This window comes from Ochrobactrum teleogrylli, from assembly GCF_006376685.1.
Classification (GTDB): domain Bacteria; phylum Pseudomonadota; class Alphaproteobacteria; order Rhizobiales; family Rhizobiaceae; genus Brucella; species Brucella teleogrylli.
Genome location: NZ_VEWL01000008.1, coordinates 136,473 through 150,013, shown reverse-complemented (window position 1 = coordinate 150,013; position 13,541 = coordinate 136,473). Strand labels below are relative to the sequence as shown.

Sequence of the window (13,541 nt, the reverse complement as noted above, 5' to 3'; positions counted from 1 at the left end):
CTAGTCTTTGACCACCAGCTTGCGTGGTACGTTTGAAAGGCATTCGACGCCGGTTTCGGTGATGACGATGCTTTCTGTGATTTCCAGCCCCATGGTTTCAAGCCAAAGCCCCGTCATGAAGTGAAAGGTCATGCCTGGCTGCAATTCAGTGCGATCACCAGGTCTCAGGCTCATCGTGCGCTCACCCCAATCTGGCGGATAGGAAAGACCGATCGAATAGCCTGTGCGATTATCTTTAATGATGCCATATTTTTTGAGAACACCGAAAAATCCAGAAGCAATGTCTTCACAGGTGTTGCCGGGCCGGGCAGCCGCGAGACCAGCCTCCATCCCCTCCAGTGTGGCCTTCTCGGCATCGAGAAATGCCTGTGTCGGCTTGCCCAGGAAGACAGTTCGAGACAGCGGGCAATGATAGCGTTTGTAACACCCTGCAATCTCGAAGAACGTACCTTCGCCGGATTTCATCGGCAAATCGTTCCATGTGAGGTGGGGGGCGGAAGCATCTGCGCCAGAGGGCAAGAGCGGTACGATGGCTGGATAATCACCGCCAAATTCGCCCACACCACGTATTCCGGCGTCATAGATTTCTGCCACAAGATCGCATTTGCGCATGCCCGGTTCTATCGTATCGACGATGCGTTTGTGCATGGCTTCGACAATGAGGCCCGCCTTGCGCATGTAATCAATCTCCGTGGGGCTTTTGACGGCACGTTGCCAATTCACCAGTCCCTGAGCGTCCTTGAACCGTGCATTCGGCAAGTGCCTTTGCAGAGCGTGATGGGCCGCCGCCGTATACCAATAATTGTCGAACTCCACCGCAATCGTCTTGTTGCCCCAACCCTTATCGTCAAGGATGGACGCCAGTAAATCCATAGGATGGCGTTCCAGCGACTGCACATAGTGATCCGGATAACCAATAATACTGTCGTGGCTGATCCAGGCCGTGCGTTTTGCGCCGTTTCCGTCTTGACGGCGCCCATACCAGATTGGTTCTCCATCCATCGCAAGGACAACGCATTGATGAACATAAAAGGACCAGCCGTCATAACCGGTCAGCCAATGCATGTTGGACGGGTCGGTTACAATGATGATGTCGAAACCAGCCTTCTCCATGGCGCGTCTGGTCTTGGCAATTCTGGCGTCATACTCGGCGCGGATGAAATTGAGTTCAACGCTCATTATTTGGCTCCAGCAGATTTGTTCGAGTCGATTTTGGCGCCAGCGTCGCGCTTGGTTGCGCGTTCCGTGGCAAGACGTGCAATGGCCGTGTCCTGAACGCCGGTGCCCGTCAGGTCGCAAAATGTGATGTCTTCGGCATTACGGAGGAAATTGCCCCCCTCTGAAATGATCTGTCCGAGTTCAGGGAAATGGGCATCGGCAGCAACGATCCCGGCGTCGATTGCGTGATGCAATTCCCCCAACCTGCGCGTCTGGCTGAGGCTGTCCGCGACATACAGGATCGGTCGGCGAAAGATCGCGGGTTCTATTTCGTTCTTGTGTTCGGCATCCGAACCCATGGCGGTGAGATGTTGCCCCGGCTCCAGCCAGTCAGCCTCGATGAGTGGCTTTTCTGACGGTGTGGTCGTGACGATGATATCGGCCCCCGCACAGGCCTTTCGCGCATCTTCAACGGGAACGACCGGGATTCCTAGCTTCTGTTCCAGGACCGCCGCTGCGCTTGTCGCTTTCTTGAAATCGCGTGCCCAGATGCGGGCTTCCCCGATCCGGCGCACCAGAGTGAGGGCTTCGAGCTGCAATTGGGCCTGTATACCCGCGCCAAAGATTGCGGCTGTGTTGGCGTCTTCTCGGGCCAGATATTTTGCAGCGACCGCGCCCGCTGCTGCGGTGCGCAAGTCAGTCAGATATCCATTGTCGAGCAGCAGGGCTTCGATCAGCCCGGTTTTTGCAGAAAACTGGATCATCAGGCCGTTGGTCGAAGGCAAGCCAATGGAAGGATTGTTGAAGAATCCAGGGCTGATCTTGATCGCGAAACTATCGAGCCCCGGAATATAGGCGGTTTTAACATCGACTTCCCCGCGCTCGGCGGGAATGTCGAGCCGTAGGATCGGCGGCATACGGACGTCCCCACCTGCAAGCGCGCGAAACGCATCTTCGACACAGGCGACTGTTTCCAGATCGAGCGCAATGAACTGACGAAGATCTGCTTCGCTTAATATCCGCATTTCAGCCATCAGCTCGCTCCCCCACAAAGCCATTCATGATCATGCGATGTTGTTTGGGATCGATATTGCCACCAGAAACAATAATCGCGGTTGGGGTTGAAACCTCAAGTTTGCCACTAAGAAGCGCACCAACACCAACGGCGGCTGCGCCCTCGATGACTTCATTTTCGTGAAGGGCCATGTGTTTCACACCTGAGGCAATCTCTTCTTCGTCAAGCAAAAGCACGTCATCCAGCAGATCGCGGCACATGGCGAAGGTCCAGCGATTATCAAGACCGATGCCGCCGCCTAGCGAGTCCGCCAGCGAATCCACTTCTTCTACATAGACAGGATGGCCGACGGCGAGACTTGCCTGCATTGCAGCGCCCCGCCGCATTGAGATACCAACTATTCGGGCTTTGGGTTTATGTGCTTTGACTGCGGCGGCGATGCCTGCCGCCAGCCCACCACCGGAAAGCGGGATAAGCACGGTTTCCATGTCAGGCATAGTTTCCAGCAACTCAAGCCCGATGGTTCCTTGGCCCGCGATCACGTGTGGATCATCGAAAGGCGGAACCGCATTCATGTTCTCATCGCGCACAAGACGGACGACTTCCTCCATCGCGTCATCTTGAGACTTTCCGACAATGCGAATATTGGCACCCAGTAGCTCAATCGCCTCGACTTTGTTTCGCGGAACGAGTGAGGAGAGGCAGATAGTGGCTGTGAGACCTTGCAGAGAAGCCGCATGGGCCAATGCGCGGCCATGATTTCCTGTGGAAGCGGTGACAAGTCCAAACTTTCGCTTGGAAGCAGGCAAGCTGAGAACGGCGTTCGTTGCACCACGCAACTTGAAGCTGCCGGTGGTTTGGTGATTTTCAAGTTTGAGGAAGATCGGTGCCCCGGACATTTCACTGAGGCGTTTTGTGCGAACGAGCGGGGTCCGCACAATTTGGCCACGCAGCCTGTCGTGCGCCTGTTCGACTTCCCGGATACTCACCATTGCGGACACGTCTTTCGCCTCTCAAAACTAGTCGAGGAACGGAAAGGCTGCGGCCAATTGCATTGGTGCTGAAATGCAGGACGCAATAATGCACCATATGCGAAACCGTGTGGTCGCAAGCTCGTTCCCCATGTCTTGATTATTTTCGTTGCAATATGTGTGAAAGACAGGAAAGATCATGTCAATGATTATATTGGATCATTACAATTAGATTTGCGCACTGTTCTGGCGGCTAGCCTTGCCAGCCCTGTCTGCTCATGCAAGGAAGAGCGCACTGAATTCTCACTGGAACCGGATCAACCGAATGAAATCTGCCCTTAAGCTCGATGCTGTTGATCTGCGTATTCTCGATGCGGTGCAGGAGAATGCGAAAATCACAAAACTTGCATTGGCGGAAAAGGTCGGGCTGTCGCCGACGCCGTGTTGGCTGCGCCTTCGCAAACTGGAAGAAGCTGGCATAGTGACCGGTTATCATGCGCATATCGCCTACCGTAAAGTCGCTCCCATCGCGCATGTCATTGTGCAGATTACACTTGGAAATCATCGTCAAAGTGACTTTGATCGGTTTGAACGTGTCGTTGCGGCGTTGCCGGAAATCATTTCGTGCTGGTCGGTTGGTGGTGGTGTGGACTATTTCCTGATGGTCGCTGCGCGCGATATTGATGGCTACCAGCGGCTGATCGACCGGCTTTTGGACCAGAATATCGGTATCGAGCGCTATTTCACCTATATCGTGACCAAGCTGGTCAAGGATTGGAAGGGCGCTGCGCCACTATCGCTTCTTGCCGACGATCAAGCGTAGACCAAGCGGACTATGCACTGGGCCAAGTTTGGTCCAAATAACCAGTGGCGTCGGTCGCTTTGGTCCAAATCAACGGTGCTCCTATGAGATGCTTTTCCTGAATTGGGAGAAGCACGATGAATGCCGTTCTGGATCATCCGATACAACATGACGGGCTCAAAAGGCTGCGTGACAAACATCTCTTTCGCGAGCTGGCCTATATCAACAGACGTTGGGTGGCTGGAGAGAAGGCGGAGACATTTCCGGTTGTGGACCCCGCGACAGGACAGCGCCTGGCACGGGTCGCAAGCCTGAATGAAACCCAGACGCTTACAGCAATAGATGCGGCGGAAAAGGCATTTCCCGAATGGGTGCAACTGCTCCCACAGGAGCGGGCGCGAATTCTGCGGCGATGGTACGAACTGATCGTCCAGAACCGGGATGACCTGGCAGTACTGATGACGCTTGAGCAGGGCAAGCCGTTTCCGGAATCCCTCGGTGAAATCGATTATGGCGCGTCTTTCGTTGAATGGTTTGCAGAAGATGCAAAACGCCTGAACGGTGAAACAATAGCGAGCCATCTGCCGGATGCAGAGATGCTGGTACGTCGCGAGGCTCTCGGCGTTGTGGGGCTGGTAACGCCATGGAATTTTCCAAACGCGATGGTTACGCGGAAGGCCGCTGCTGCTATTGCAGCGGGTTGTCCGGTCGTTGTTCATCCGTCATCCGAGACGCCGCTTTCCGCACTTGCTCTCGCGGAACTTGGCGAAAGAGCGGGCTTTCCCGCTGGCATCTTCAACGTTGTGACAGGTAAGGCGGCGCCAATCGTCGATACGCTTTGCAATGATACGCGCATACGCGCTTTGAGCTTCACGGGTTCTACTGAGATCGGTAAGCTGATCGCTTCCAAATGTGCGGCAACGGTCAAGCGCCTTGTCATGGAACTTGGCGGGCATGCACCATTGATCATTTTTGATGATGCCGATCTGGAGCGAGCTGTAGACGTGGCCATGGCCGCGAAATTCGCAACCTCCGGTCAGGACTGTTTGGCTGCAAATCGTATTTTTGTTCAGCGCGGCATTCTCGTGTCATTCACCGAAGCCTTTGCGGCGCGCATTGCAGCGCTCAGGGTGGGCCAAGGCTTTGAAGCGGGAGTGGATATCGGGCCGCTGATGCATAGCCGAGCGGTCGAGAAGGTCGAAGAACACGTGGCGGATGCGCGTACGCGAGGAGCGCGGGTACTCGTTGGCGGCAATCGCATCGGTGACAATACGTTGTTTTATGAACCGACATTGCTTGTCGATGTGCCGGACGGTGCGGCTATCATGCACGAAGAAACCTTTGGCCCGGTTGCAGCTATTGCTGCATTCGATCAGGAAGATGAGGTCATCGCGCGGGCCAACGATACAGAATATGGCCTTGTCGCTTATGTCGTGACCGCCAATGGTGCACGGCAGCTGCGGATGGGGCGTGCTCTCGAATACGGCATGGTCGCCATCAATCGCGCCAAGATCACTGGTGCGCCCATACCCTTCGGCGGCTGGAAACAGTCCGGATTGGGACGCGAAGGTTCCCATCACGGCATCCACGCTTTCACCGAACTCAAATATCTCTGCATCGATACCGCCGCATGAATGTGTCGCGCAATGAAAGGAAACTGACAGTGTTAAACAACAGCAACGAATTGACCGCCTGGGACCGCGATCATTTTTTCCACCCATCGACACATATGGGAATGCATGCACGTGGTGAGACTTCAACCCGTGTGTTGGACGATGGTAAGGGTGTGTTTATCACCGACGTGAATGGACGTCAGAGCCTTGACGCCTTTGCCGGACTATACTGTGTGAATGTCGGCTATGGCCGTAAGGAGATCGCCGATGCGATCGCTGAACAGGCCCATAAACTCGCCTACTATCATGCCTATGTCGGCCATGGTACGGAAGTGTCAATTACGCTTGCCAAGATGATTATCGATCGTGCGCCCGATCATATGAGCCGCGTCTATTTCGGCTTGTCGGGTTCCGACGCCAATGAAACCAACATCAAACTGATATGGTATTACAACAATATTCTGGGGCGCCCCGAGAAGAAGAAAATCATCTCGCGCTGGCGCGGTTATCATGGCTCCGGCGTTATGACCGGTAGTTTGACCGGTCTTGCGACTTTTCATAACGCCTTCGATCTACCGCGCGCGCCCATCTTGCATACGCAGGCGCCTTACTTTTTCCGCCGCGAAGATCGCTCGACGAGCGAAGAGCAATTCGCGCAATATTGCGCCGACAAGCTTGAAGAGATGATCCTGGCGGAAGGGCCTGACACAATTGCTGCTTTCATCGGCGAGCCTGTGCTGGGTACGGGGGGTATCGTGCCGCCTCCAGCAGGATATTGGCAGAAGATACAGGCCGTGCTCGACAAATACGACATTCTGCTTGTTGCAGACGAAGTCGTGACAGGCTTTGGCCGCCTCGGCAGCATGTTTGGCTCAGACCATTACGGGATGAAACCCGATCTGATTACCATCGCCAAGGGATTGACATCGGCCTATGCGCCACTTTCCGGATCGATCGTTTCGGATCACATGTGGGAAGTGTTGGTCAAGGGATCAGACAAGATGGGACCGATTGGTCATGGCTGGACCTATTCCGCGCATCCGATCTGTGCTGCTGCCGGTGTAGCAAATCTCAAGCTCATTGACGAACTGAAGCTGGTAGAGAATGCTGGGTCAACCGGCGCTTATTTCCGCAAGGCGCTTCGGGACGCTATCGGCGATCACAAGCATGTCGGAGATGTGCGCGGTGAGGGGCTGATGGCCGCTATCGAGTTTGTGGAAGATCGCGATGATCGTCAATTCTTCGACCCGTCACTCAAGATTGGCGCACAAATTTCGGCCGCCCTTCTTGCCAATGGCGTCATCGGGCGTGCAATGCCCGAAGGTGACATTCTGGGCTTTGCGCCTCCGCTTTGTCTGACGCAGGAAGAAGCGGATCAGGTCGTTTCTGCAACGAAAGCGGCGATTGAAAGCGTTTTCGCAGACCGGTGATAACAAGGCCGCACGGGGCCAACTTCACGAGGGAGTGGCCCCACCTTGTTGACGATATTTCTGCATTCTGCGACATTCGCTTTATGCAGAACTCCATCCCCATTAATCAGGACTACCTCGTTACAAGGCTTAAAGCGCTTCTTTCGATACCAAGCCCAACGGGTTTTACGGATGAAGCCGTCCGCTATGTCGCCCGTGAACTGGAAATGCTCGGTCTGGAAGTGATGCTGACCAGACGCGGTGCAATTCGGGCCCGTAGACCGGGCGCATCCCGGCGCCCGGCGCGGGGTATCGTATCGCATGTGGATACATTAGGCGCGCAGGTTAAGTACCTGAAAGATAACGGTCGTCTTGAACTGGTCTCTATCGGAAACTGGTCTGCCCGTTTCGCAGAAGGCGCACGGGTTTCCATCTTTTCCAGCAAGGGAACCTATCGCGGGTCCGTCCTGCCATTAAAGGCGTCCGGGCACACCTTCAACGAAGAAGTCGACACTCAGCCGGTCGGCTGGCCACATGTCGAGTTGCGGGTTGATGCACTGGCACGCAACAAGGAAGACCTTGTTCAGCTTGGGATTGATGTGGGCGATATTGTTGCTGTCGATCCCGCGCCAGAGTTTATTGATAACGGCTTCATCGTCTCTCGCCATCTGGATGACAAGGCAGGCGTGGCCATCATGCTCGCCTCACTCGAAGCCATGCAGCGAGGCGGGATCGAAACGCCGGTTGACACCTATTGGCTCTTCACCATCGGCGAAGAAGTTGGGGTCGGCGCGTCGGCTGTGGTGGTTCCCGATATTGCCTCTCTCGTTGCCATCGATAATGGAACGACCGCGCCGGGGCAGAACTCGTCGGAATTCGGCGTAACGCTCGCTATGGCCGACCAGACCGGGCCGTTCGATTATCATCTGACCAAGAAGCTTTATGAACTCTGTGGCGAACACGATATCCAGGTACAAAAAGACGTGTTTCGATATTACCGTTCGGATGCGGCTTCAGCCGTGGAGGCAGGGCATGACGTGCGCACCGCGCTGTTAACATTCGGCGTTGATGCGTCCCATGGGTATGAGCGCATTCATTTGAGCGCCTTGACCTCAATTGCTAAACTGGCCGTTCATTATGCAATGAGCGACGTGGAAATTAAACGTGACGCCGAAGAAACAGCCAAGGGTTTGAAGGGCTTTACGCATCAAAAATCCACCAAAGCCGAGCAGGATTTGAAGCCTGAAGACACTCCCGCCGAATAGCGGAAACCTTCACAGTTTATGGGCGGGCTGAGGTCCGCCTTTTTCAGCAGTATGAAATTTATTATGATAATTTGTTGATCCAGAACAGTTTATGCCTATAAATTAGAGTTAGCTAAATTGGCATAACGAAAGGGGATCGCTCGATGAGAAGATTATTTCGTGCTGCGCTGGCGGCAATGGCGCTCGCAATTGCGGGACCGGCAATGCCGTCCTTGGCTCAAACGCCGCCCAACGTGTTGATCGTGGGGCAGATTGCGGAGCCACAATCGCTCGATCCGCATACGGTGACCGCAACCAATGATTTCCGTATTCTGGTCAATATCTATGATGGTCTCGTGCGCTATAAGGATGGGACGCTCGAGGTTGAACCTGCATTGGCCGAAAGCTGGACCATTTCAGATGACGGCAAGACTTATCGGTTCAAGCTGCGTCAGGGTATCAAATTTCATGATGGGTCCGATTTCAACGCCGAGGCGGTGAAGTTCAACTTTGATCGGATGTTGAAGGTGGATCATCCTTTCTACAACACCGGGCCATTTCCGCTTTCGTTCAATTTCTCCTCGATTGAAGCCGTCAATGCGATTGATCCGACAACAGTCGAGTTCAAATTGAAAGAGCCATTTGCGCCATTTCTGTCCAATCTGGCTTATCCGACGGGTCTTATCGTTTCGCCCGAAGCTGTGAAGAAATATGGCAAGGAGTTTGGGCGGCATCCATCGGGAACAGGTCCGTTCAAATTTGCCGAATGGCAATCCGGTCAACGCGTTGTGGTGGAACGAAACCCCGATTACTGGGACGGCGCGCCCGCTTTGGAAGCCGTTGTGTTCCGCCCAATAACTGATCCGAATACCCGCGTTGCAGAAATGATGGCTGGTGGCCTCGATGTCATGGTGGAAGTGCCGCCAGACAATCTTGCCACGTTCAAACAGGACGCGAATTTTGCCGTAGCGGAACAGGCCGGACCTCATGTCTGGTTCACTATTCTGAATGCAAAAACTGGCCCTTTCGCTGATAAGAAGGTACGGCAGGCTGCAAATTATGCAGTCAACAAACAGGCGCTTGTCGATAATGTTTTGCAAGGCTCCGCGACTGTTGCAGCCGGTCCCATTCCACCGGCGTTCAACTGGGTTGAAGACAAGACGGAGGCTTATCCCTATGACCCCGAAAAGGCCAAAGCATTGCTGGCCGAGGCCGGTGTCACCAATCCGGAAATCACTTTCTATGTGACAGAGGGCGGCTCTGGCATGCTTGATCCCATCACCATGGGGGCGGCGATCCAGGCGGATCTTCAGGCCGTTGGGTTCAAGGTTAAAATCGAGACTTACGAATGGAACACCTTTCTGGGCCGCGTGAACACGGGTCTCGAAGGCAAAGCCGATATGGCCGAAATGGCGTGGATGACCAATGACCCGGATACGGTGCCGTATCTGACGCTGCGGACTGATGCCTTGCCTGACAAGGGCGGATTTAATTCCGGCTATTATTCCAACCCGCAACTGGACGCGCTTCTTGAAAAAGCGCGCACGTCGAACAGCCAGGCCGAACGCGGCAAGCTCTACGGCGAGGTACAGGCGATTGTGCATGACGACGCGCCATGGCTTTTCGTAGCCAATTGGAAACAGAATGCGGTGACAACCGCTGCCGTCAAAGGCTTCAAGCTGCAACCGTCCTTCCTGCTGCATCTGAAAACGGTGACAAAGGAGTAAGCCTCAAGCCCGCTTGCCAAAGTCTAGGGCAGCAGTATCTCGGATTTAAAGGAGGGCTTGAAATGCCAGCCTATATTTTAAAACGCCTTGTAGCGGTGATCCCGGTGTTGCTGGGACTTTCGATCATTGTTTTTCTCGTGATGGCCATGATCCCCGGCGACACGGCAACCGCATTGCTCGGCTCCTATGCAACGCCTGAAAACGTCGAGCGAGTAAACCGCGATCTTGGTCTGGATAAGCCTCTCGTGCAGCAGTATTTCATCTGGATCGGCAATCTGCTGCATGGCGATTTCGGCCGTTCCTTCGTTCTCAACAGGCCGGTACTCGATGAGGTTCTGGAACGATTTCATGCGACACTGATCCTGGCTGGCGTGGCGCTCGTCCTGTGTTCCATCGTCGGATTGCTGGCGGGCATCGTCTCAGCCGTACGTCAGTTTGGTTGGGCGGACAGGGCGATCACCTTCGTCGTTCTTGCTGGAATTTCCATCCCCTCATTTTGGCTCGGTCTCCTGCTGATTTATCTTTTCGCTGTTCATTGGCGAATTCTGCCCGCATCCGGTATGTATGCCGTCTATGGCGGCGGTGATCTGAAGGACTTGATCTGGCACCTGATCTTACCGGCTGCAACACTTGCCGTTGTGGCGGCGGGTGTTATCGCCCGATTGACGCGCAGCGCGATGCTGGAAGTTTTGCGACAAGACTATATCCGCACCGCCCGCGCCAAGGGGCTGAACGAGCGACGAGTGATCTACCGCCATGCGTTTCGCGCTGCACTTGTCAGTGTCATTCCCGTGATCGGTATACAGGCAGGGTTTGTGCTGGGCGGAGCGGTCTATATCGAAACCGTATTTCAATGGCCGGGCATAGGCGCGATGCTGGTGAAGGCAATATCCACGCGCGATATTCTGCTGGTCCAAGGCGGTGTGCTTGTGGTGGCTGCGAGCTACGTCCTTTTCAATCTGGTTGCCGATATTTTCCAGACCATGCTTGATCCGAGGATTCGCACATGAGTTTGCTGACACCAAGTGCGGCGGTTGCGGCGCAGACACGATTGACCTCATGGGGGCTGCTCATGAGCAATCGGCTGGCCGCTTTCGGCTTTTTTCTGCTGGTCGCGATCTGCCTTGTCGTTCTGGCGGCGCCTTTGCTGCCGTTACCCGATCCGGATGCCACGTCACCCGCGACGCGCTTGCAGCCCTTGTTCACGTCCGGCCATTTGCTTGGAACGGATCAACTGGGCCGGGATATCCTGAGCCGGGTCATCTGGGGGACGCGTGTATCGGTGGCAGTGGGTTTTGCTGCTACTTTGATCGCGGCTGTTATCGGTTCTTCTATCGGTCTCGTCGCTGGCTTTGTGGGTGGGCGCACCGATAATCTCATGATGCGCGGTGTCGATATGCTGATGGCATTTCCCTATATCCTGCTTGCTTTGGCGATTGTCGCAGTTCTTGGCCCCGGACTGATGAATGCGCTGTTTGCAATAGCCGTCGTCAATATCCCGTTCTTTGCGCGCAATGTACGCGGTGTTACGCTGGGTCTCGCACATCGCGAATTCATCGACGCGGCGCGGCTTTCTGGAAAAAACCCCATCTCGATATTAGCGAGCGAAGTCCTTCCCAATGTGATGCCGGTAGTCGTCATCACCATGTCTACGACTGCCGGCTGGATGATCCTCGAAACGGCTGGTCTCAGCTTTCTCGGTCTGGGCGCGCAGCCGCCACAAGCTGATCTGGGTTCGATGCTGGGTGAGGGCAGGGCGCAGCTCTTCAATGCCCCGCATGTGTCGATTGTTCCGGGGCTGATGATTTTCCTGCTTGTGATTAGCTTGAATGTCCTTGGAGACGGTGTACGCGACGTTCTTGATCCACGCCTACGGTCCGGTGCCCTTGCGCGTCCCGGTGCACGAACCGAAGTCGCAAGAGATCGAGTTACAAAACCCGAAATATTGGGCAATGCGGCATTGTCGATTGATGGGTTGGAAACAGGGTTCGTCAGCGGCGGGCATTTCTCCCCTGCCGTCAAAAATGTTTCTCTCCAGTTGGAACGGGGGGAATGTCTTGGCCTCATTGGGGAAAGCGGATCAGGAAAGAGCGTTACTGCACTTTCAATCATGGGGCTTGTCGCATCGCCGCCCGGGCTTATTCGCAACGGCTCCATATTTCTTGAGGGCAGGGATGTGCTTTCCATGCCGGAGACGGAACTGACGGTCCTTCGCGGCAGCAAGGTGGCCTATGTGTTTCAGGACCCGCTCACGACATTGCATCCGATGTATTCCATCGGCTGGCAGGTCGAGGAAGCGATCGGAGCGCATCGGCGCATCACTGCAACGGAGCGGCGCGCGCAAGCAATAGCACTGCTTGAAAAAGTTGGCATTCCAGACGCCAGAGAACGCGCCAGTCACTATCCGCATCAGCTTTCCGGCGGCCAGCGCCAGCGTGTTGGCATTGCAATGGCTCTGGCAAATGATCCCGATATCATCGTCGCCGACGAACCGACGACGGCGCTCGATGTAACGGTACAGGCCAGAATTCTTGATTTGCTGCGCGAATTGCAGCGTGAACGCGGCATTGCGCTGTTGTTCATCACCCATGACTTTGGCGTGGTTTCAGAAATCTGCGACCGCGTTGCGGTGATGAAGGATGGCGAGATTGTCGAGACTGGCACGGCGAGGGCAGTCCTGTCCAACCCGCAGCATGACTATACCAAGCGGCTCATTGCGTGCGTGCCAGAACTCGGACAGGGCGCAAGTTTTCTGGACAAAGTAGCTAAAGTCTTTGGACGCAGGAATAAAGGCATGACAGCATGAGTGAAATTGCGATCAGTGCACGTGAATTGACCAAAACGTTCGGCGGGGGACGAACGCTCTTCGGTCGAAAACGCCATCAGGTTGATGCCGTTAAAAAAGTATCTCTTGATCTGCGGCGGGGGGAGACCCTTGCGGTGGTCGGCGAAAGCGGCTCCGGCAAGAGCACCCTTGCGCGCATGTTTGTCGGGCTGACGGAACCCACAAGTGGGAACATGACAATCGCGGATCGCGATGCGACCGATCTGCGCAAAGCCGGGGCTTCAGCATTTGGCAAGGTCATCCAATACGTCTTTCAGGACCCTGTCGCTTCGCTCAACCCGCGCAAGACGATAGGACAAATTCTTGACGTTCCGCTTAAGCTTCTGGGCAAACTCGACACGGCGCAGCGCAAACAGAAGATGGTGCGACTGCTTGATGCCGTGCAGATGCCAAAAGACACGCTGGAACGCTATCCGCATGAGTTCTCAGGCGGGCAAGCACAGCGGATTGCCATAGCGCGAACACTCGCAGCGGAGGCCGAGATTATCGTGCTGGATGAACCAGTCAGTGCGCTTGATGTTTCGGTGCAGGCTCAGGTTCTATTGCTCCTGGACCAGCTCAAACGGGAGTTCGATCTCTCTTATCTTTTCATAAGTCACGATCTTGCGGTTGTGGAAGCAATTTCAGATCGGGTGGCGGTGATGTACTTCGGAGAAATTGTGGAAGAAGCCCCGACCCATGATCTTTTCGCTCATCCGCAACACGCCTATACGCGACAATTGCTGGAAAGCGCACCCCGCATCAGGAAAGAGTAGAA

Annotated in this window: 11 protein-coding genes; 8 read left to right on the top strand and 3 right to left on the bottom strand. The window is 54.9% G+C overall.

Annotation, left to right across the window (positions count from 1 at the left end; genetic code table 11):
• The 3 genes from doeA to eutB are packed head-to-tail and all read right to left on the bottom strand — an operon-like array spanning position 1 to position 3,165.
• Positions 1-1,179 carry an ectoine hydrolase DoeA gene (gene doeA / locus FIC94_RS14155; RefSeq protein ID WP_140025307.1) on the bottom strand — a complete coding sequence of 393 codons (1,179 nt, stop codon included), beginning with the start codon at positions 1,177-1,179 and terminating at the stop codon, positions 1-3.
• Positions 1,179-2,192: a cyclodeaminase gene (locus FIC94_RS14150; protein ID WP_140025306.1), complete on the bottom strand. Its 1,014-nt coding sequence runs from the start codon at positions 2,190-2,192 to the stop codon at positions 1,179-1,181. Before FIC94_RS14150 ends, doeA begins: the two co-directional genes overlap by 1 nt.
• Entirely contained in the window at positions 2,185-3,165 is a 981-nt protein-coding gene (eutB, locus tag FIC94_RS14145) for a hydroxyectoine utilization dehydratase EutB (RefSeq protein ID WP_140025360.1), read from the bottom strand. The genes FIC94_RS14150 and eutB overlap by 8 nt, the downstream gene beginning before the upstream one ends.
• 304 nt (positions 3,166-3,469) lie before the next feature.
• Between eutB and FIC94_RS14140 the strand changes: the two genes are divergently transcribed.
• The 8 genes from FIC94_RS14140 to FIC94_RS14105 all read left to right on the top strand — a co-directional run bounded on the left by FIC94_RS14140 (position 3,470) and on the right by FIC94_RS14105 (position 13,539).
• A complete protein-coding gene (locus tag FIC94_RS14140) occupies positions 3,470-3,967 on the top strand; it encodes an Lrp/AsnC family transcriptional regulator (protein WP_140025305.1) in 498 nt (165 codons plus the stop codon).
• Positions 3,968-4,083: 116 nt separating this feature from the next.
• Positions 4,084-5,580 carry an NAD-dependent succinate-semialdehyde dehydrogenase gene (locus FIC94_RS14135; protein ID WP_140025304.1) on the top strand — a complete coding sequence of 499 codons (1,497 nt, stop codon included), beginning with the start codon at positions 4,084-4,086 and terminating at the stop codon, positions 5,578-5,580.
• Positions 5,581-5,609: 29 nt separating this feature from the next.
• A complete protein-coding gene (locus FIC94_RS14130; RefSeq protein WP_140025303.1) occupies positions 5,610-6,989 on the top strand; it encodes an aspartate aminotransferase family protein in 1,380 nt (459 codons plus the stop codon).
• A gap of 83 nt (positions 6,990-7,072) precedes the next feature.
• Positions 7,073-8,233, top strand: coding sequence for an osmoprotectant NAGGN system M42 family peptidase (locus FIC94_RS14125; RefSeq protein ID WP_140025302.1), 1,161 nt, complete (start codon positions 7,073-7,075; stop codon positions 8,231-8,233).
• Positions 8,234-8,376: 143 nt separating this feature from the next.
• Complete coding sequence (locus tag FIC94_RS14120; protein WP_140025301.1) at positions 8,377-9,939, top strand: ABC transporter substrate-binding protein; 1,563 nt, start codon at positions 8,377-8,379, stop codon at positions 9,937-9,939.
• Positions 9,940-10,001: 62 nt separating this feature from the next.
• A complete protein-coding gene (locus FIC94_RS14115) occupies positions 10,002-10,949 on the top strand; it encodes an ABC transporter permease (RefSeq protein ID WP_140025300.1) in 948 nt (315 codons plus the stop codon).
• Positions 10,946-12,745, top strand: a complete 1,800-nt coding sequence (locus FIC94_RS14110) for a dipeptide/oligopeptide/nickel ABC transporter permease/ATP-binding protein (protein WP_140025299.1) — start codon at positions 10,946-10,948, stop codon at positions 12,743-12,745. The genes FIC94_RS14115 and FIC94_RS14110 overlap by 4 nt, the downstream gene beginning before the upstream one ends.
• Positions 12,742-13,539 (top strand): ATP-binding cassette domain-containing protein, encoded by a 798-nt coding sequence (locus FIC94_RS14105; protein ID WP_140025298.1) that lies wholly within the window; start codon positions 12,742-12,744, stop codon positions 13,537-13,539. The genes FIC94_RS14110 and FIC94_RS14105 overlap by 4 nt, the downstream gene beginning before the upstream one ends.
• The last annotated feature ends 2 nt before the right edge of the window (positions 13,540-13,541 follow it).

Bases quoted from the DNA above. Each gene is read 5' to 3' on its own strand.
- FIC94_RS14110 (WP_140025299.1), top strand. From the start codon at position 10,946: ATGAGTTTGCTGACACCAAGTGCGGCGGTTGCGGCGCAGACACGATTG.
- FIC94_RS14105 (WP_140025298.1), top strand. From the start codon at position 12,742: ATGAGTGAAATTGCGATCAGTGCACGTGAATTGACCAAAACGTTCGGC.
- FIC94_RS14140 (WP_140025305.1), top strand. From the start codon at position 3,470: ATGAAATCTGCCCTTAAGCTCGATGCTGTTGATCTGCGTATTCTCGAT.
- FIC94_RS14125 (WP_140025302.1), top strand. From the start codon at position 7,073: ATGCAGAACTCCATCCCCATTAATCAGGACTACCTCGTTACAAGGCTT.
- doeA (WP_140025307.1), bottom strand. From the start codon at position 1,179: ATGAGCGTTGAACTCAATTTCATCCGCGCCGAGTATGACGCCAGAATT.
- FIC94_RS14120 (WP_140025301.1), top strand. From the start codon at position 8,377: ATGAGAAGATTATTTCGTGCTGCGCTGGCGGCAATGGCGCTCGCAATT.
- eutB (WP_140025360.1), bottom strand. From the start codon at position 3,165: ATGGTGAGTATCCGGGAAGTCGAACAGGCGCACGACAGGCTGCGTGGC.
- FIC94_RS14135 (WP_140025304.1), top strand. From the start codon at position 4,084: ATGAATGCCGTTCTGGATCATCCGATACAACATGACGGGCTCAAAAGG.
- FIC94_RS14150 (WP_140025306.1), bottom strand. From the start codon at position 2,192: ATGGCTGAAATGCGGATATTAAGCGAAGCAGATCTTCGTCAGTTCATT.
- FIC94_RS14115 (WP_140025300.1), top strand. From the start codon at position 10,002: ATGCCAGCCTATATTTTAAAACGCCTTGTAGCGGTGATCCCGGTGTTG.